Here is a 17,852-nt window from a genome sequence, read left to right as displayed (position 1 = left end):
TCCCCTCTCGGGCCGTCAGAGATGCCTGCGGGGCACCGCGTGTCCGCGTCTGCCCGCCAGGAAGTCGAAGTCGGCACCGGTGTCGGCCTGGCGCACGTGCTCGCGGTACAGCCACGCGTAGCCGGATCCGGTGTCGTCCGCCTTGGCCGGCCCGCTCGCACGGCGACGGAGCTCGTCGTCGGGCACGTCCATGTCGATCCGGCGGGCGGGGACGTCGAGCGTGACCCGGTCGCCGGTGCGCAGCAGCGCCAGCGGGCCGCCGACTGCGGACTCGGGCGCCACGTGCAGCACGACGGTTCCGTACGAGGTACCGCTCATCCGGCCGTCGGTGATCCGGACCATGTCGCGGACGCCCGCTTCCAGCAGCTTCTTCGGGATGGCCAGGTTGCCGATCTCGGGCATGCCGGGATATCCGGACGGGCCCGCGTTGCGCACGACGAGCACGGTCGCGGCGTCCACCGGGAGGTCGGGTGAGTCGGCCTGCTCGTGGTACTCCTCGATCGTGTCGAAGACCAGTGCCGTTCCGGTGTGCCGCAACAGCTCCTCGGACGCCGCCGACACCTTGATCACCGCTCCGTCCGGCGCGAGGTTGCCGCGCAGGACCGCGGTGTGGGCGCCCGGTTCGCGCAGCGGCTCCGCGCGGCAGCGGATCACCTCGCGGTTCCAGTTCTCGGCGCCGGCGCAGTTCTCGCCCAGGCTCCGGCCGGTGATGGTGGCCGCGTCGGCGTGCAGCAGGTCGCCCAGCTCCCTGACCACCGCGGGCACTCCACCCGCGTAGGCGAACTCCTCCATGAGGAACCGGCCGGACGGCAACAGGTCCACCAACAGCGGGACCTCCGCGGCCAGGGCGTCGAAGTCGTCGAGCGAGAGCTCCACCTCGGCCCGCCCCGCGATCGCGAGCAGGTGTACCACCGCGTTGGTGGAGCCGCCGATGGCCGCACTGACGCGGACGGCGTTCTCGAACGACCTCCGGTCCAGAACGGACGAAGGGGCCAGGCATTCCTCGACCATGGACACGATCCGGCTGCCGGCGTGCTCGGCGATGCGGTGCCGCCGTGCGTCCACGGCCGGGATCGCGGCGCTGCCGGGCAGGGAGAGGCCGAGCGCCTCGGCGAGGCAGGCCATGGTGGACGCGGTGCCCATCGTGGTGCAGTGGCCGGCGCTGCGCGAGAGGCATGCCTCGGCCTCCGCGAAGTCGGCCGTGCTCATCCGGCCGGCGCGCACCTCCTCGCTGAACCGCCACACGTGTGTGCCGGATCCGGCGTCGCGGCCGCGGAACTTGCCGTTCAGCATCGGGCCGCCGGTCACCATCACCGTGGGCAGGTCGGCGCTGAGCGCGCCCATCAGCTGCGCGGGCACGGTCTTGTCGCAGCCGCCGAGCAGCACGACGCCGTCGAGCGGGTTGGCGCGCAGGCTCTCCTCGACGTCCATCGCCATGAGGTTGCGGAACAGCATGGCCGAGGGCCGCATCAGCGTCTCGCCGAGCGAGATCGTGGGGAACTCCAGCGGAGTCCCGCCCGCCATCAGCACGCCGCGTTTCACCGCCTCGGCCACCTGCCGCAGGTGCGCGTTGCAGGGCGCGAGGTCCGACCAGCTGTTGCAGATCCCGATCACCGGGCGCCCGTCGAACATCGGCGACGAGTACCCCTGGTTGTACATCTTCGACCGGTGGACGAAGCCGAGCTTGCCGTCGAGGCCGAACCACGCGGCGCTGCGCCGGCCGGACACGTCGTCGTCTGGATGCATCATCGCTCCACAGTGAGGCACATCTGCATGCAACGCAGATAGCGCAGCATATATATGTACAGTTTTACATGCAATCCTTTGGCGCAGGTCTCCCACTCGGAAACCGCGACCGGGGTCAGCTCCGCGACCCCGCGCTCACATCGGCCACGGTCACCGCGGCCACCGATGCCTCGTCGAGCCGGGCCCCGAGGCCGGGCAGGCCGGGGACGGCGATCCAGCCCTGTTCGGGTTTCGGCGGGGCGACGAGCAGCGGGTCGCGCAGGGGGTTGTCCCTGACGTCGTACTCGAGCCCGGCGACCGGTGCCGCCATCGCGGCCAGCTGCAGCGTCGCGGCCAACGCCACCGCGCCTCCGTACAGGTGCGGCAGCACGGACGTGCCGTGGGCGGCGGCGAGCTCGCAGACGGCGAGCACCTCGGTGAGCCCGCCGGTCTTGGCCAGGTCCGGCTGCAGGACGGCGATCGCGGGCGACGCCGCGAAGGCGCGGAACTCCGCGACCCCGTAGAGGTTCTCCCCGGTCGCGATGGGCAGCCCGGTGCGCCGGTGCAGCTCCTCGAGTCCGGCGAGCGGATTGCCCCGCAGGGGTTCCTCGATCCACTCCACGCCCGCGCCCCTCAGCGCGGGAGCCATCGCGACGGCCTCCGGCACGTCCCACGCCTGGTTCGCGTCGGCGTACAGCGCCACGCCCGGACCGATCGCCTCGCGGGCCTCCGCCAGGTTGCGTTCGTCCGTCGCCCGGCCGAAGCCGACCTTGAGCTTCACCGCCGTGTGGCCGGCGCCGACGCACTCGCGCGCCTTACGGCCGACGTCCTCGGGTCCGAGGCTGCTGGCGTAGACCGGGATCCGGTCCCGGACCCGGCCGCCGGCGAGCGTGCTCACCGCCGCCCCGGCCCGCAGGCCGGCGAGGTCCCACAGCGCGAGGTCCGCCCCGCTGATCGCCTGCCTGATCGGCCCTGGGGCGCCCCACTGCCTGCCCAGTGGTTCCAGGCGTGTGCACAACCGCCGGTGCACCGCCGAGATCCGGTCGGCGTCCTCGCCGAGGAGCAGCGGGAACACGCCGTCGCGCAACGTCGCGACGCGCTCGTGCGCCGCCCACGGCGGGTAGTTGATCCAGCTCTCGCCCCGGCCGGTGAGGCCGTCCTCGGTGGTCACCTCCACCAGCACGATCGATCGGTCGCGCAACGCGGAGAACGACATCGCGATCCCGTCGGCCGCCGGCGCGCGCAGCACCCGCAGGCGTGCGCCGACGATCCGCGTCACTGGCCGTCCTCCAGCTGCCGCTGGAGCACGCTGCGCAGCCGGAAGATGTGGGCCCTCGCGGCCTGTTCCGCGGCCACCGCGTCTCCGGACTCGATGGCGGTGAGGATCGCGCGGTGGTCGTCGACGGCCTGCCGCGGGCCCGCAGTCACCGTCGTGGAGCGCATGGCCAGCCGCACCTGGGCCTGCACGTCGTCGAGCACCCGGATCACCTCCGGGTTCGCGGCGGCCTCCCGGATCAGCCGGTGGAAGCGCAGGTCGGCTTCGGTGCTCGCGGCGAGGTCGGCGGTGCGCAACGCCGCCTCGTGCTCGTCGAGCGCCTCCCGCAGCGCCCGCACCAGCTTTCGGCCGGCGTTCTCGACGGCCAGCCGGGCGGCGAGCCCTTCGAGTACCTCGCGGATCTCGTAGATCGCGACCAGTTCCGCGATGCCGACCCGCGCGACGACGGCGCCGCGCCGCGGCTCCTCGCGGGCCAGCCGCTCCTGTACGAGCCGGAGCACCGCGTCGCGTACGGGGCTGCGGCTGACTTCGAGCGACTCGGCGAGGGCGGGCACGCTCAGGCGGGCGCCCGGAGGGAGCTCGCCGGTGAAGATCTTCTCGCGTAGGCGTTCGTAGACCTCATCGGCGACCCTGGCGCGGGTCGCGGGTTTCTCATTCACTCCGACCATGCGGGGAGTTTACATGTAACAAGAAAACATTACATTCCAACGGCGCCGTCGGGTCGGCGGCGCGGACCGCCGACGGCGATCGTCGGCGTCCTCGGTTGCCTCGCGCGACCCGACCCGGCGCCTACGCTGAGATCCGCCGCGCATGAACGACGACTGGACGGGCCGTGATTCCACTCGCACTCCGCTATTTCCTCGCCACGGTCGACTGCGGATCCATCAGCGCCGCTGCCGAACGGCTCAAGGTGGCGCCGTCGGCGGTGAGCCGGATGCTCAAGAAGCTCGAGACCGAGCACCGGACCGCCCTCATCGAACGGCGACCGCGCGGCGTGATCCCCACGGAGTCGGGACAGATCCTCGCGGACTACGCGCGGCGACTCCTGATCGACGCCGAACGCACCTCCATGGACATCGCGGACCTGCGGGGGGTCGGGAAGCGGAACATCGCGATCGCCGCCAATCAGTCGTTCGCCCTCGAGCTGCTGCCCGGTCTGATTCGCGAGTACCAGGAAGAGGCTCCTCAGCTGTTCTTCAGCCTCGAAGTCGCGACCTCGGACGCGATCACGCAGCAGGTGCGCGAGGGCGTGGTCGACGTCGGTGTGAGCTATGGCATCCGCCAGCCCGACGGCGTCGCGATCCTCCATGCCCAGAGGATTCCGGTACTGGCGACGATGGCCGCCGACCACCCGCTCGCCGACCGGTCCCGATTGCGCCTCACCGACGTCATCGCGTACCCGATCGCGCTCATGGGCCCCACGAGCACGCTCCGCGCCGTCATCGACAAGCGCGCGGAGGCGGAGCAGGTGACGCTCCGGCCCACCTTCACGAGCAATAACGTGGGCGCGCTCCAGGCCTACTGTTCCAGCAGCAATGCCATCGCGTTCTTCGGCCGCTCCACCGTGACGGACTCGATCGCCTCGGGGGCCCTGGCCGCGATCCCGCTGGCGGACGGCGACGTGAGCCTGCGAGACATGTACATCCAGGTCATGGACGGACGCGCACTGCCGGCGAGCGTCATGGACTTCGTCGATCGGCTGGTGGCGCGACTCAGCGAAGACATCTAATTTATGGATGTATAGTCTCTAGTTTTTCTACTTTTCATATGTCTTGCGCTCCACTAACGTTCCTTGAGCTGCCGTGATGCCCGTCACGGTCGACCGCGGAAAGTGGAGAGACCGATGAACAGTACGACGGTGCCCGCACGGCCGGACGGCGCCGAGACGAGCGGTCAGCGGATCCAGCGCCGGCTCATCGGCGCGGCGACCGCGGGGATGGTGATCGGCTGCGTCGCCGTCGGTTTCGTCTCCGACGGGCCGACCGCCTGGGGCCTCCTGCCGATCGTCCTCTACACCTTGCTCTGCCTCTGGGGGGTCAACATCCTCCTGGCGACGGTCGCGGCACTGCTGTCCGCGTTCGCGATCCTCCAGCCGTCCCCACTGGACGCGGCCACGGTCCTCACCGACGGTCTCGCCGACAATGTCACCGCGATCGGCCTGATCAGCGTCCTCGGCGCAGGTCTCGGCGAGGTGCTGCGGACCACCGGGGTGGCCTCGCTCCTGGTCCGCGGCGTCATGCGCGTCATGGGTGAGAAGAGCGGGATCGCGGTGATCATCGGGATGATGGCGGCCAGCCTCATCACGGTGGCCATGCTCGGCACCGTGGGCGGATCCCTCGCGATCATCGCGCCGATCCTCATCCCCATCGCCGCGCGCATGGGCATCACGCGCGCGACGATCGCCGTCATCTTCCTCTACGCCGGCTGCGCGGGCCTCGCTCTCGGCCCCTTCGCCGGGTCGAACATAGCGATCATGGAGGCCGCGGAGGTGAGCTACGGCCAGTACCTCCTCCACGGCGCGATCCCCCTGGCCCTGCTCTCCGTGACCGTGGGCTACTTCATCATCCTGTGGGTGCAGAAGCGCTCCTTCGCCGATCAGGACTTCTACAGCGAGGCCGAGACGGTCGGCGACGAGCCTCCCCCCGCCGTCCGTTCGAGGTTCGCCACGGGAGTCTTCGTCGCCGGCCTCGTCGCCTTCATCGCCTACGCGATGATGAACGAGGCCAGCACCGCTCTGCCCCTGCTGGCGCTGCCGAGCATCGCACTGCTCACCGCACTCGCCGCCGGGCAGTCGCTGACCGCCACGGTCACGCACTTCTGCCGGGGAGCCGGCGCGTACGTCCATCTGTTCCTGCTTTTCTGGATGTTGGCGACGATGTTCGCCCTCATCGACCGGATCGATCCCTTCACGCCCATATTCGACGCGTTCGGCGGCCAGCTCTCGGCGACTTCCCCCTTCGCGTTCTCCGTCCTCGTGGGCCTCGTGGGGCTCATCGGCGTGCCGGGTGCCTCCGCCGCCGTCGTCGTCCTCGTCGACCAGGTGTTCGGCGACGCCGCGGCGGCCACCGGCATATCGCCCGCGGCGTGGATCGTCGTCCTCCTCTTCGCCTCGAAAGGTGACACCTACGGACCGTTCCCGAACCCGAACATGGTCACGTGCATGGGCATGGCCCGGTACGACAGGCTGCGCTTCATGCTGCTGAGCGGGTGGATGCTCCTCATCCCCGCAGCGCTGATGTACACCGCCATCCTCTTCTTCATCACGTGACACCCCGCGCACGACCGTGCCCCCAGCCCGGCACGACAGCAGAAGGACACCGAATGTCAGTTCTCACAACCGCCGGCACGTGGGCCTCAGCGCACGACGGACGCTGGAGCGGTGTCGTCCTCGAGCGCGCCGAACACGGCGTCGCCGACACCCTCGCCGCCATCATCGCGGCCGGCTCCGACCCCGTCACACGGAAGGTGCGCGACGCGGCGGCGGCCTCGGGCGCCGGCGCCTCGCGCACCGTCGGTTCGGAGCAGGCGCTGACCGCATCCTCGGCGGCGCTGGTCAACGGCACCGCCGCCCACGTGCTGGAGCTGGACGACAACTTCTATCCCGCGCTGACCCACGCGTCGGCCGCCATCCTGCCCGCACTCCTCGCGATCGGTGACGAGACGGAGGCCTCGGGCGCGGACGTCCTCGACGCCTACATCGTCGGCCTCGAACTCCACGCGCTCCTGGGCCGCGGAGTCAACCGCTCGCACTACTTCGCGGGCTGGCATCCCACGGCGACGGTGGGCTGCATCGGGACCGCGGGGGCATGCGCCCGCCTGCTGGGGCTCGACGGCGAGCGGACGACGCAGGCGATGAGCATCGCGGTGAGCATGGCGGCGGGGAACAAGGCGCAGTTCGGAACCGAGGTGAAGCCCCTGCAGTGCGGGACCAGCGCCCTGCACGCCGTGCTCGCGGTGCGGCTCGCCGAGGCCGGGATCGAGGGCAACCCGGAGGTGCTCGAGGACCCGCAGGGGTTCCTCGCCCTCTACGGCGGCCCCCATCCGCGCGGGTGGGACGAACCATTGCGCAAGCTCGGGAACCCGCTCGCGCTCGACGAGTACGGACTGGCGCCGAAGCGCCACGCCTGCTGCGGGTCGGCGCACAACACCCTCGACAACCTCCTCGATCTGCGCGCGGAACACGGCTTCGCCGTCGAGGACATCGAGGAGATCGACGTGCTCATCGGCGCGAGCAACCGCAAGAACCTGCGCTTCGACGACCCCCGCGACGCATTCGAGGCGCGCTTCTCCCTGCAGTACAGCGTCGCGGTGCTGCTCCTGCGGGGTGAGGTCACCCTCAAGGACTTCACCCCGGACGCCGTGGCCCGTCCGGAGGTGAGGGCGCTGTTCGGCCTCACGAAGATCAGGGCGCTGTCCTTCGATGAGGAACCGCTCGACCCGGACGTGCGGCCGGCGCACAGCGTGCGGGTCACCCTCAAGGACGGACGGGTGCTCACCCGGGAGAGGGTCTTCGCCAAGGGCATCAAGCAGGACCCGTTCAGCGACGCCGAGCGCGCGGCGAAGGTCCGCGCCTGCACCGAGGACCGGCTCGAACCGTCGGCCTACGCCGCACTCGTCCGCGAGCTCGCGTCGATCCGCTCGCTTCCGTCGATCCGCTCGCTCACGGCGATACTCGCGGAGGCGAAGGCATGAGCCTGGAATCCGCCACCCGCTCGCTCACGCGATGGTTCGACGACGGAGGATTCGCCGCCGACCTCTCGCGCCGCATCGGCTACCGGACGGTGAGCCAGGGCACGGCCCACCGGGCCGACATCGACGCCTACCTCGCCGAGGTCGTCGTCCCCGAGCTCACCGCGATGGGCTTCACCTGCCGCGTACTCGCCAACCCCGTACCCGGCGGCCCGCCCTTCCTCCTGGCGGAGCGGCACGAGGGCGGACATCGGCCGACCGTGCTCACCTATGGCCACGGCGACGTGGTCGACGGCCAGGACGCCCTTTGGTCGGCCGGCCTCGACCCGTGGACGATGACCGAACGCGATGGCGCGTGGTACGGACGCGGAGCGGCCGACAACAAGGGCCAGCACGCGGTGAACTTCGCCGCCCTCCGCGAGGTGATCGCCGCACGGCAGGGGAGCCTGGGCTACAACGTGAAGGTGCTCTTCGAGATGGGGGAGGAGTGCAGCTCGCCCGGTCTGCGCGAGGTCGCCCGGGCGCACGAGGACGAACTGCGCGCGGACCTCTTTCTCGCCTCCGACGGTCCGCGGCTCGTCGAGGAGTCGCCCACGATCTTCCTCGGCTCACGCGGGTCGGTCGTGTTCGAACTCTCCTACAGCGCTCGTGAGACGGCACTGCACTCCGGGAACTGGGGCGGCATCGTCGCCAACCCGGCGGTGGTCCTCTCCCACGCGATCAGCGGTCTCGTCGGACGCCGAGGGCGGATCGAGGTCGCCGGCCTCCTGCCCCCGGAGATCCCCGAGGATGTGCGAACCGAGTTGGCCGCGCTGCCCATCGACAGCGCTCACCTGGGCCGGAGGATCGACGAGGACTGGGGGCAGCCCGGTCTCACGCCCGCCGAACGGCTGCTCGGGTGGAACACCCTGGAGGTGCTCACCCTCCACGCGGGCGACGACGCGAAGCCGGTCAACGCCGTGCCAGGCACCGCTCGCGCACACTGCCAGCTGCGGTTCGTCGTGGGTACCCGGTGGGACAGGCTCCAGGAGTACGTCCGCGCCCATCTCGACGCCGCGGGGTTCCCCGAGGTCGAGGTGCGCATCGTGCGCGGGTCCCCCGCCACGCGGGTGTCTCCCGGTGATCCCTGGGTGCGGTGGGCGAAGACGTCCATCGAGGACGCCATGGGACGGCCCCCGCTCGTCAATCCGAACCTCGGTGGGACCGTGCCCAACGACGTGTTCGCCGAGATACTCGGGCTGCCCACGGTATGGGTCCCGCACTCGTACCCGGGATGCCGCCAGCACGGGCCCGACGAACACCTCCCCGTCGCCGTCGCTCGGGAAGGGCTGGCCGTCATGGCCGCGCTGTTCTGGAATCTCGGCGTGACCGACCCGATCACCGCAGGCGGCGCCGGAGCCCGAGGACGAGCGGGGTCTGCTGATGGTCCGGTCGACTCCACGACCGGTCCGGCCGCGACCCCCGGCTGACGCCGGCCGCCGCGCCCGTCCTCGCGTCATGTGGCGGGCGCGGGGGCGCCGCGGTGCGTGCGGCGGCGGCTCATGCCAAGGCCACATGGGTCTCGAAGATGAGGCTGCAGAGGACACCGTATGCCGCCAGAAAGGGCCAGAAGCCGTTCCAAGTCCTCATGCGGGCGGGTAGGTGCGGGGATCTTCCGGGCGCTCGCCGCGGCAGGATCCACAGACCCTCGAGGGTGAGGTGGGAGAGGGCGAAGACGCAGATGATGCTCGCGGACGGCATAACGGCCGTGGCCACCGTAGAGAGCACCCCAGCCACGCGGTCCAATTCCAGCATCGTGTCCGCGGGGACGGCGGACCACTCGCCCCGCCATGGCGAGGACCGGTCGATGGGGATCCACAGGACCGCGGCGGCGACCGTCGACCATACGAGCAGTAGCGCTGAGATCACCCCCAGGCCGGCGCGGAACCGCGCGGTCGAGGTCCGCCGTTGTGCGACACGGGTTCCCAGGAGCGTGAAGCAGAGGGCGAGCAGCACCGTGACCGCGGCCAGCACGGTGCTCTGGGCCTCGAACGGCCGGAGGGCAACGCCCACCAGCGAGAAGCCGACGAAGAAGGCGGGGATGCTCCTGCACATCAGCACGAACCAACGCGCCGTGATCGGGGCGAGGAAGCGGTCGGTGATTGTCGGGACCGGCGGGAGGTCGTCCTCCGCGCCCTCCGTCTCCGGGGACCGTAGTTCCGATAGCAGATCGAACAGGGTCTCCGGACGCCGCTCGCGGAAGTCGAGCCACTGTCGTCGGCGCAGCCCTTCCGCGTCGGGGGGCACGCGGATGGTGTCGAGCAGGACGCAGATCGCACGCGGTCCCGCCGCCTCGATCTGCCGTGTCGCCTCCGGCCACGGGGTGTGGGAACCCACCAGCACCAGGACGTGCCGTGCCGTAGAGGGGTCCGCCGCCATCCCCGCCCGCCGGCAGGCCCATCGGATGTGGTCGGCGACGGCCGCGTCCACCGGGGACGTGCACATCACCGCGACCGTCGCCGGCACCGCCTCCCCGGTGGCGGGCGCGAGCGGCGGAAGGCGGTCGCACAGGAGCGCCCACCGCAGCACGAAGTAGGTGTCCATGCCGGCGGTGCCGGGCGCCGACTCCGTGGTCCACACGGCGCGGTGCTTCCGCAGTTCGGCGGCGAACTGCTGCCGGGTATGCCTCCTGCGGGTGACCTGGGCGCGGAAGAAGTCGGCGCTCGTCCCGGTAGGTGACCACAGGTGCAGCGTGCGCGACCTCCCGGCCACGGCCGCCCCGGCGGCCGAGAAGACGATCGTGCCCGCGACGGGCACGGTGAGCGCCTCGGCCGCGTCGGTGATGTGGGGCGGGACCGGGTAGGCGATCTCGGCGAAGGCAGGATCCCCGAGGAGGCCGTGCTCCAGGAACAGCACGGTCCCCACGAGCAGGAGTGCGCCTACGGCCGTGCTCGCGAGGAAGCCCACCGCCAGCGCACCGCGGCCGGTTCTGCGCCGCAGTAGGCCCGTGCCCGGGACGAGCACGCTCGGCGCCAGGGGCACGACGAAAGCGGTCATGCCGAGGAGGATGAACATCAGCGTGGTCCACCGCCAGCCCTGCAGGACGTCCCAAGCGGTGCCCCGGTCCTCCCAGACTGTGCTGTCGTCCCAGGGGTTCCACGCCAGGCGCATGATGGCGATGTCCAGGTGCACCAGTGCTGCGGCCGTCCACGCCAGACAGGCCGCCGTGAGCACGGACAGCGCCACCGCGGCGGCGATCGGGGCGGGAACGCGCGCGGGGATCCCCAGGCGTCCGGGGCGGGGAGCCGGCGCGGCCGCCGGCTCCGTGGCCCCCCTCGCGATCGCCTCCGCCACGGCGGGGGCGCGGGCGAAGAACCGCGTGCGCAGATCGTGAACGGGGAACCCGGCGAGTTCGGCGGGGAGCTCCACCGCCTCGACGACACCGATGTGGAGAGGGACGCCCCGTTCCAGCGCCCGGGTCCACTCGCGGCGCACATGCTCCGAGGCGAGGGCGGCGGGTGAGGCCAGGAGCAGGAGGGCGCCGGCGCGCTCCAGGCTGTCGTCCAGCGCCGCGGCCCAGTCCATGCCCGGCCGCAGCCGTTCCACATCGAACCAGGGGTCGAGCCCGGCCTGGAGCCGGAGGGTGGCGGCCATCGCCTCGGCGATGTAGAACTCCCGGCGGGAGTAGCTGACGAACACGGTCGTCGTCCGGCTCGCGCCGCCCGCCGGCGGGGGCGGGCCGTCGTGCCGGGCCCCTGGCGGCCGCGGCACGGATGCGGCTCCGGCGCGGCGCCCCGCCGCCCGACCGGCTCTTCGATCGTGCACGCGTGTCCTTCCGCCGTGCGTCCACCATGGCCGCCCGCCCGCCCGAGCGGGCCCGGCACCCGGCACGAGGGGCCGGGTCAACCTCCGCTGTGGGAGGCGCGCCACAAGGTGTGCTCCCGCGAGATGGCCTCTTCCGCGTCGGAGACGAAGAGCGCCCACTCCTCCTCGGTGACGCTGTGGTCGGCCCGAGCCCGGATCAGCGAGATCTCATGGCTGGCGACTCCGTACGCCGTGGCCAGGTTCTGGTGCTGCCTGGTCTGCACCCACGCCGCGCCCGCCGCGGCCAGAGCCGCCGCGAAGCCCAGGAGATCGACCTCGAACAGCCCCGCGGCCCGCGCGATCCCCAAGGCGAGTCCGGCGAGCTCCACAGCGGCCAGGCCCACCGACCAGAGCGTGGAGCGCCGTGCGTTCCACCGGGACTTGCCCGCGTACCAGGCGCGCTGATCGTCGAGCCGCTCCCGCAGGTACAGGAGGCGCCGGTCGGCGAGCGGCAGTGCGCGGGCGCGCCGCATGGCGGTGGTGATCTCGTCCGCGGACCCCCGCGCGGGGACCAGCCAGCCGGCGTCCAGGTCCGAGGAGATCTCCCGGAAGCGGTCCAGCAGCCGCGTGTCGGCGCCGTCTCCGCCGGCGCCGCGGATCCCGAGGGGGGCGCCGCCCACCATGTACCGCCACGTGAGGGTCTTGGCCGACTCCGCCACCGCACGCCCCGCGTACCACAGGCGGTCGGGCCGGTCTTTCAGGCGGAAGACCTCGGTGACCAGAGCGGTGCCGAAGGCCACGGCCGCGAGCACGGCCGCGGCGTCGCCCGCCCACCCGCTCAGGCTGAGCATCCCGAGACCGGCCGCGGCGATCAGGGACGTGAGCTGCACCCGGGTGATGAGCAGGAGCCGGCGCTGGCCGGCCAGCGAGTTGGTATCGGCGGCGCGCAGCAGTGCCGGCAGGTCGTCGTACCGGATGCGTTCCACGGGGTTCTCCTGTCGTCCATGGACCTGCGCCGTTCGGGGCGGATCGCGGTCGCGGCCGCTCGGCGGACGGCTCGGTCTTCTCCCGGTCCCCGCCGTCCTCGGTGGTGCGCCGGGGGCGGTAGGCGATCACGAGTAGGGCGGCACCGCCCAGGCCGCGATGGAGGAGTTCCGGGGGGCCGGGCCGCGGCGCCGGTCGGCAGCGGGCTCGCGGTGCCCGGACCCGCGAAGGCGGCCGGAGCCGTCATCGGACGCCCCTCGGCCCGTGTCCCAGCGGTCTCCCACCGGATGGCGGCCCGGCGGATGAAGTGCGCGGGCGACGGGCGCGGGGCCGTGGTGTCGCGGAGTCGGCGAGGGGGGTGTGCTCGGGCATGGGTTGAACCGTAGCCAGCCGCGCACGGGCGGTCGAGGGGTGCGCCGGATCCGGCCAGGAGTTCTGCCGCCCGCGCCGATGACGTCCCGGCGACCACACCGGCGGTCGAGGCGCGCACGTGGTCGACCGGCACGCGGACCCACTCCGCCAAATGTCCCCGCTGGGGATCCGCTCGGCGCAGGTGTACTCCCTCTTCGTCAGGGGCGGCCGCGAGGGGCAGCGCGCCCGGAAGGGGGCCTCCCGGCGGGGGCGGGGCGAGGTGGGCATGCGGTTCAGGCCCGGCGGTCGCGGCGACCGCCGGGCCTGATGCGGGACTCCGTGCCGGCTACCGGTTCCTCAGCCGGTGGCCTGGGTGGTGACGAGGTCGATGGCCTCGACGGCGACCTCAGGCTCGTCGACGTAGATGTAGTGCCCGCTGTTCTCGGCGGTGCTCAGCTCGCTGTTGCCGGACACCCCCAGCCAGTCCTCCTGGCCCTTGGTCCAGTCCTCCTCCAGGCCCTGCCCGTACTCGGGGACCTCGGCCAGGTACTGCTGCCCGTGCTGGATCACCTGCGTCGGGATGTCGCCGGCGGATTCGACCTCCCCGTCGGTGAAGACGAGCTGTTCCGGGTTCTCCCCGCCATAGATGGCGAGGGTCTGGGCGCGCAGGTCGCCCGCCGGGCCGGAGGCGTCCTCGGGGATCCGGGCCTCCAGGTCGGCGACCGCGGTCGGCGAGGTGGAGTCCAGCAGGACCAGGCCGCCCACCCTGTCCTGGTGGTCGGGGGCGTACCGGGCGGCGATCAACCCGCCCATCGAGTGCCCGGCCAGCACGGCCGGCCGCCCCCCGGCGACCTCGTCGAGCACTGCGGTCAGCGTCTCCCCGATGTCGGCGTAATCCTGGGGGCCGGCCGGCCGGTCGCTGGCGCCCGCGCCGAGCCGGTCGTAGGAGCAGACCCGGCCATCGGCGCTCAGCGTCTCCTGGAGGCCGGCCATCGCGGTCAGGTCGTCGCCGCCGCCGTGCAGCAGGACGACGACCGGCCGGTCGGCGACCGGGTCGCCGGAGCAGGAGACGTTCACCGAGTAGTCGCCGGCGGTGATCTTCTCGGTCCCGTTGACCATGTCCTCAGCGGCGCCCCCCGCGGCCTCTCCCACACCCTCCGCGGCCTCCCCGGCGGCCTCGCCGAACTCTCCCGCGGCCTCACCCACGGACTCCCCGAAATCCTCCGCGGAACAGCCGACGAGTCCCACGCCCGCCACGGCGCAGGACAGTACTATCGCGGCGGATCGTCCGATGTTGGTGCGGGTCACGGTTTCCTCCACTGGGGTGTTTCACTGATGAAATGGGCGATTCATGCGGCGAGGGGATCCCCTTGCCGCATGGATGTGGAATGACGAGCCCGCGCGGCGGGTCAGGTGGGGCCGGAGTACCCGGTGAAGAGCACGAGCAGCGGCAGCACCGCGTTGTTGACGGCGTGGACGGCCACCGCGGGCCAGATCGATCCGCTGCGGCGCATCAGCTCGGCGGCGATGATGCCGACCAGGATCGCCACGGGCAGGATGATGTTGATGCCGTGGGCGACGGCGAAGATCACCGAGCTGCCGAGGACGCCGATGACGGGGCCGTAGCGCAGCAGCGCGTTGGCGATCACACCGCGGAAGAGGAACTCCTCGCCGATGGGCGTGAGCACGGCCAGGAACAGCAGGGTCAGGAGTGCGGCCAGCGTGCCGCCGCCGGCCGCGTCGTAGTACACGCCCTGGGGGTCGGTGTCCCCGAAATCGGTCAGCATCGTGATGGCGGAGACCACCACGAACTTGACGACCAGGGCGACCAGCCCGCCCAGGACGCCGAGCGCCATCCAGCGCCAGGTGGTGCGGCGCACGCTGAAGGCGCCCCAGGAGCGGACGCGGATCAGCGCGGCCGCCGCGAAGCCGGCGAGACCGATGACACCCGACCACGCGGCCACGAGCAGCCCGTAGGCCACGGGGTCCGCGTCCAGGCCGAGGCCGAGCGGACCCAGGAACGGGAGCACGGCGGTGGCGGCGGCCATGGCGGCCAGGCCGACCGCGATCTCGGGCCAGCCCGGCCGTGCCGGGGAGTCGGTGCCGGCCGGAGCCGGGTGGTGGGGGTGCGGGGTCGACATGGTGGAACTCCGTGCTGTCGCTGGTCTCGGGCGGCGCCGTCCTGCGGGCGATCGCGCTACAGGCGTTCGGCCTCAGCGGATGGTCCGGGGCGCATGTGTTCATTCCAGCGCTCTCCGTGCTCATCCGGCAGTGCGGCCACGTCATCACCCCGCCGTGACGTTCGTGCGGATCGAGGCATGACGTGGTGTCACTGGTGGTGCTCCCGGGAGTGGTCGGGCCGCGCCGGTCCGGCGGGCGGTCGTGGCCGCGCCGGCCGCGTCGCGCGGATCGGGGAGGTCGGCGTCGGCGTGTGCGCGTGGTGCGGTACGGACCGGCTCGTGCTCGCGGCGTTCCGTGCGGGTGATCGTGCTACGGGTACCGCCGCCGACGGCGGGAGCGGTCGGCGCGGCATCCCCGTCCTCCACCGGGCCGCGGCCGTTCCGGTCGCGGAGCGGCCGGGCGATGGCCGGCCCGGAGACAGCCGGACCGCGCGTCGAGCCCGCGGACCGGGGCGGTATCGGGATCGAGCCCGTTGCCGTCCGGGGCGGCATCGAGTAGGAAGCCGCATCGCGGCACTGTCGCATCCATGGCGTCCCGCTCCTCTCGTTCGTGTTCGTGACGGGGGAGGCGGGTACTAGAACTACGCCATGCCGTTACGGCATACTCAAGATCACGAAACTATGAGCCAGGTCACATGCCGGTTCGATTCGGGCGCACCGCATCGCGCACATCGCTCACGAGCGGTCGTGAAATGAGGGGTGCGCCGCGTATCCGGTGACGCATGCGGCGCGCCCGGCCCCGACCGGGGCGCCGCCGGAGGCGCGCTCGCGCGGCAGCGCCGCCCACGGCGGGGAGACCGGTCCGGGCGGCCGATTCCCCCGGCAGGACGGCGGGCCGCTACCGGGGCGGCTCCGGGTGCGGCGGTGGACGGCCGGGGGCCGCGTATGGGGCGGATCGGACCCGGCGGTTCAGCCCGCGTCCGCGGCGGTGGCCGTGCGGGCGGGGTCGAAGGTCGACAGGTCGCTTCCGGGATCCTCGCCCAATGCCAGCCGGGCGGCGACCGCCCCCTGGTAGGGGCCGAGCGTCAGGCCGACGGCGCCGAGCCCGGTGGCCACCACTACGCCGGGCAGAGCCTCGGGGATGCCCAGGATCGGCAGGCCGTCACGGCTCGCGGGGCGCAGCCCCACCCGGGTCTCCACCACGGTGGCGTCCTCCAGGCCGGGGGCCATTTCCAAGGCGTCGGCCAGCACGCGGCGCAGCCCTTCGGCGGTGACGCGGCGGTCGAACCCGGCTCCGGGCTCGCGGGTGCCGCTGAGCACGATCCGATCGGGCGCGAAGGACAGCAGGTAGCGGTCGCCCCGCGCCAGCCGTACCACGGGCCAGCCGCCGGTGTCGTGTCCGGGCACGGCGACGTGCGCGATCTGGCCGCGCACGGGGTGGACCGGAACCTCGACGCCGAACGGGCGGAGCAGGTCGGCGGTCCACGCCCCGGCGGCGACGATGACGGCGTCGGCCGCCAGGTCCTCGCCGCCGACCCGGACGCCGGTGATCCGCCTGCCGTCCCCGATCAGCCCGGCGTCGCCCGCGCGGCGGCGCAGCCCGCGCTCCTCGGCGGCGTCGACCAGGGCGGCACAGGCACGGGCGCCGTCGACGCGGGCCATGCCCTCGACGGCGACGCCGGCGATGTCGGGGGGCAGCACGGGGAAGCGGGCGGCGGGCTCACCGGGGGCCAGGCGGCGGATCCCGCGCAGCCCCTCGTATCCGGGCCGGGCGGCGAGGCCGGTGAGTAGGGCGTGGTCCTCGTCGAGCACGGCGGGGTCAGCGGACACGGAGATGCCGCCGACCACCTCGTAGCCGGTGGACAGGCCGTCGTCGGCGAGCTCGTGCATGAGCCCGGGGTAGTGCGCGGCGGCGGCCAGCCCGAAGTCGCGCACCTGGGGCGGGTCCCAGGGGAAGGGCCACGGGAAGACGATCCCCGCACCGGCGGGCGTCGCCCGCCCGGTGTGCGCGGCGTCGACGAGCGTGGTGGACACCCCGCGCCGCGCCAGGTGGTAGGCCGCGCTGGCCCCGACGATGCCTCCGCCCACAACGATCACGCGCATCCGTACAGCATGGCAAGGGGCGCGGGCGGGCGCCAGTGCCGCGCGCGGCGGGTCAGCGGCCGCCGGGCCGCGGGGGCAGGCCCCCAGGGCACCGTCGTCCGCCGGGCGCGGGCACGGGCGCGGGCGTGCTCCGGTGCGGGGACGGAGGGCAGTACGGTCTGACGGGTGACGAACCAGCGAAAGCCACGGGGCCCGTACCGCAAGAGCGCGGAGCGGCGGGAGCAGATCCTCCAAGCGGCCTACGAGGCCGTCGACGAGCACGGGGAACGGGCCTCCCTGCACGACATCGCCGACCGTGTGGGCGTGACGCAGCCGGCGCTGACGTACTACTTCCCGACGCGCGACGCCCTGCTCCTCGCGGTCCTGGATCGGCGGGACGTGATGGGCAGGGCGTTCGCCGGTGGCGCCGGGGACCGCCGGACCATGATCGACGCCGTTGTCGCGAGTACGCGCCTCACCACCGAACACCCCGGGCTGGCCAAGCTCTACATCACGCTCTCGGCGGCGGCCACCGATCCGGAGAGTCCCGCGCACGGCTACTTCGCCGACCGCTATCGCGACCTCGCATCCGAGATCACGCAGTCGGTCGAGGACGGACAGCGCACCGGCGTGTTCCGGAGCGATGAACCCGCCGAGCACCTGGCGCGGATGGTGCTGGCGGTGCTGGAGGGCCTGCAGATCCAGTGGATGCACGACCCGTCGGTGGACATGGCCGCGGTCGCGGAGACGCTGACCCGCATGCTCGTGCCGCCGGCCGCCCCCGAAGGGGAGGCCGCGGCGGGCGAGTGACGGGCCGGCCCGGCGGCCGGCACCGAGGCACA

The 17,852-nt window shown here is 72.5% G+C and carries 14 protein-coding genes; 6 read left to right on the top strand and 8 right to left on the bottom strand.

Going from position 1 to position 17,852, the window contains the following annotated elements; all coding sequences use genetic code 11:
* Positions 1-15: 15 nt before the first annotated feature.
* The 3 genes from ACFO4E_RS16190 to ACFO4E_RS16180 form a co-directional block, all read right to left on the bottom strand.
* On the bottom strand, positions 16-1,749 hold the full coding sequence (locus ACFO4E_RS16190) for an IlvD/Edd family dehydratase (RefSeq protein WP_378575658.1): 1,734 nt from the start codon (positions 1,747-1,749) through the stop codon (positions 16-18).
* A gap of 112 nt (positions 1,750-1,861) precedes the next feature.
* Entirely contained in the window at positions 1,862-3,004 is a 1,143-nt protein-coding gene (locus tag ACFO4E_RS16185; protein WP_378575656.1) for a mandelate racemase/muconate lactonizing enzyme family protein, read from the bottom strand.
* Complete coding sequence (locus ACFO4E_RS16180) at positions 3,001-3,669, bottom strand: GntR family transcriptional regulator (RefSeq protein ID WP_378575653.1); 669 nt, start codon at positions 3,667-3,669, stop codon at positions 3,001-3,003. Before ACFO4E_RS16180 ends, ACFO4E_RS16185 begins: the two co-directional genes overlap by 4 nt.
* Positions 3,670-3,833: 164 nt before the next feature.
* Here ACFO4E_RS16180 and ACFO4E_RS16175 point away from each other — a divergent pair, with 164 nt between their 5' ends.
* The 4 genes from ACFO4E_RS16175 (at position 3,834) to ACFO4E_RS16160 (ending at position 9,159) form a co-directional block, all read left to right on the top strand.
* Complete coding sequence (locus ACFO4E_RS16175) at positions 3,834-4,730, top strand: LysR family transcriptional regulator (protein WP_378575650.1); 897 nt, start codon at positions 3,834-3,836, stop codon at positions 4,728-4,730.
* A 114-nt stretch (positions 4,731-4,844) separates the two neighbouring features.
* A complete protein-coding gene (locus ACFO4E_RS16170) occupies positions 4,845-6,269 on the top strand; it encodes an SLC13 family permease (protein WP_378575648.1) in 1,425 nt (474 codons plus the stop codon).
* A gap of 53 nt (positions 6,270-6,322) precedes the next feature.
* The gene (locus ACFO4E_RS16165) at positions 6,323-7,693 is read left to right on the top strand and encodes an MmgE/PrpD family protein (protein ID WP_378575645.1); all 1,371 of its coding nucleotides are present in this window, start codon (positions 6,323-6,325) and stop codon (positions 7,691-7,693) included.
* Positions 7,690-9,159 (top strand): M20 family metallopeptidase, encoded by a 1,470-nt coding sequence (locus tag ACFO4E_RS16160; RefSeq protein ID WP_378575642.1) that lies wholly within the window; start codon positions 7,690-7,692, stop codon positions 9,157-9,159. The genes ACFO4E_RS16165 and ACFO4E_RS16160 overlap by 4 nt, the downstream gene beginning before the upstream one ends.
* A 70-nt stretch (positions 9,160-9,229) precedes the next feature.
* Here the strand turns inward: ACFO4E_RS16160 and ACFO4E_RS16155 are convergent, their stop codons facing one another.
* The 4 genes from ACFO4E_RS16155 to ACFO4E_RS16140 all read right to left on the bottom strand — a co-directional run bounded on the left by ACFO4E_RS16155 (position 9,230) and on the right by ACFO4E_RS16140 (position 14,949).
* Complete coding sequence (locus ACFO4E_RS16155) at positions 9,230-11,368, bottom strand: toll/interleukin-1 receptor domain-containing protein (protein ID WP_378575639.1); 2,139 nt, start codon at positions 11,366-11,368, stop codon at positions 9,230-9,232.
* Positions 11,369-11,571: 203 nt separating this feature from the next.
* A complete protein-coding gene (locus ACFO4E_RS16150) occupies positions 11,572-12,459 on the bottom strand; it encodes a DUF4231 domain-containing protein (protein WP_378575636.1) in 888 nt (295 codons plus the stop codon).
* A gap of 706 nt (positions 12,460-13,165) precedes the next feature.
* Positions 13,166-14,116, bottom strand: coding sequence for an alpha/beta fold hydrolase (locus tag ACFO4E_RS16145; protein ID WP_378575633.1), 951 nt, complete (start codon positions 14,114-14,116; stop codon positions 13,166-13,168).
* A gap of 101 nt (positions 14,117-14,217) precedes the next feature.
* Positions 14,218-14,949: a CPBP family intramembrane glutamic endopeptidase gene (locus ACFO4E_RS16140; protein ID WP_378575630.1), complete on the bottom strand. Its 732-nt coding sequence runs from the start codon at positions 14,947-14,949 to the stop codon at positions 14,218-14,220.
* A gap of 11 nt (positions 14,950-14,960) precedes the next feature.
* Here ACFO4E_RS16140 and ACFO4E_RS16135 point away from each other — a divergent pair, with 11 nt between their 5' ends.
* Positions 14,961-15,107 (top strand): hypothetical protein, encoded by a 147-nt coding sequence (locus ACFO4E_RS16135; RefSeq protein WP_378575627.1) that lies wholly within the window; start codon positions 14,961-14,963, stop codon positions 15,105-15,107.
* 790 nt (positions 15,108-15,897) lie between these two features.
* Here ACFO4E_RS16135 and ACFO4E_RS16130 read toward each other — a convergent pair.
* A complete protein-coding gene (locus ACFO4E_RS16130; protein ID WP_378575624.1) occupies positions 15,898-17,031 on the bottom strand; it encodes an NAD(P)/FAD-dependent oxidoreductase in 1,134 nt (377 codons plus the stop codon).
* 165 nt (positions 17,032-17,196) lie between these two features.
* Here ACFO4E_RS16130 and ACFO4E_RS16125 point away from each other — a divergent pair, with 165 nt between their 5' ends.
* The gene (locus ACFO4E_RS16125) at positions 17,197-17,820 is read left to right on the top strand and encodes a TetR/AcrR family transcriptional regulator (RefSeq protein WP_378575621.1); all 624 of its coding nucleotides are present in this window, start codon (positions 17,197-17,199) and stop codon (positions 17,818-17,820) included.
* Positions 17,821-17,852: the final 32 nt, after the last annotated feature.

It is taken from the genome of Nocardiopsis mangrovi (genome assembly GCF_042653925.1).
Lineage (GTDB): Bacteria > Actinomycetota > Actinomycetes > Streptosporangiales > Streptosporangiaceae > Nocardiopsis_B > Nocardiopsis_B mangrovi.
This window is presented reverse-complemented; position numbering and strand designations above follow the sequence as displayed.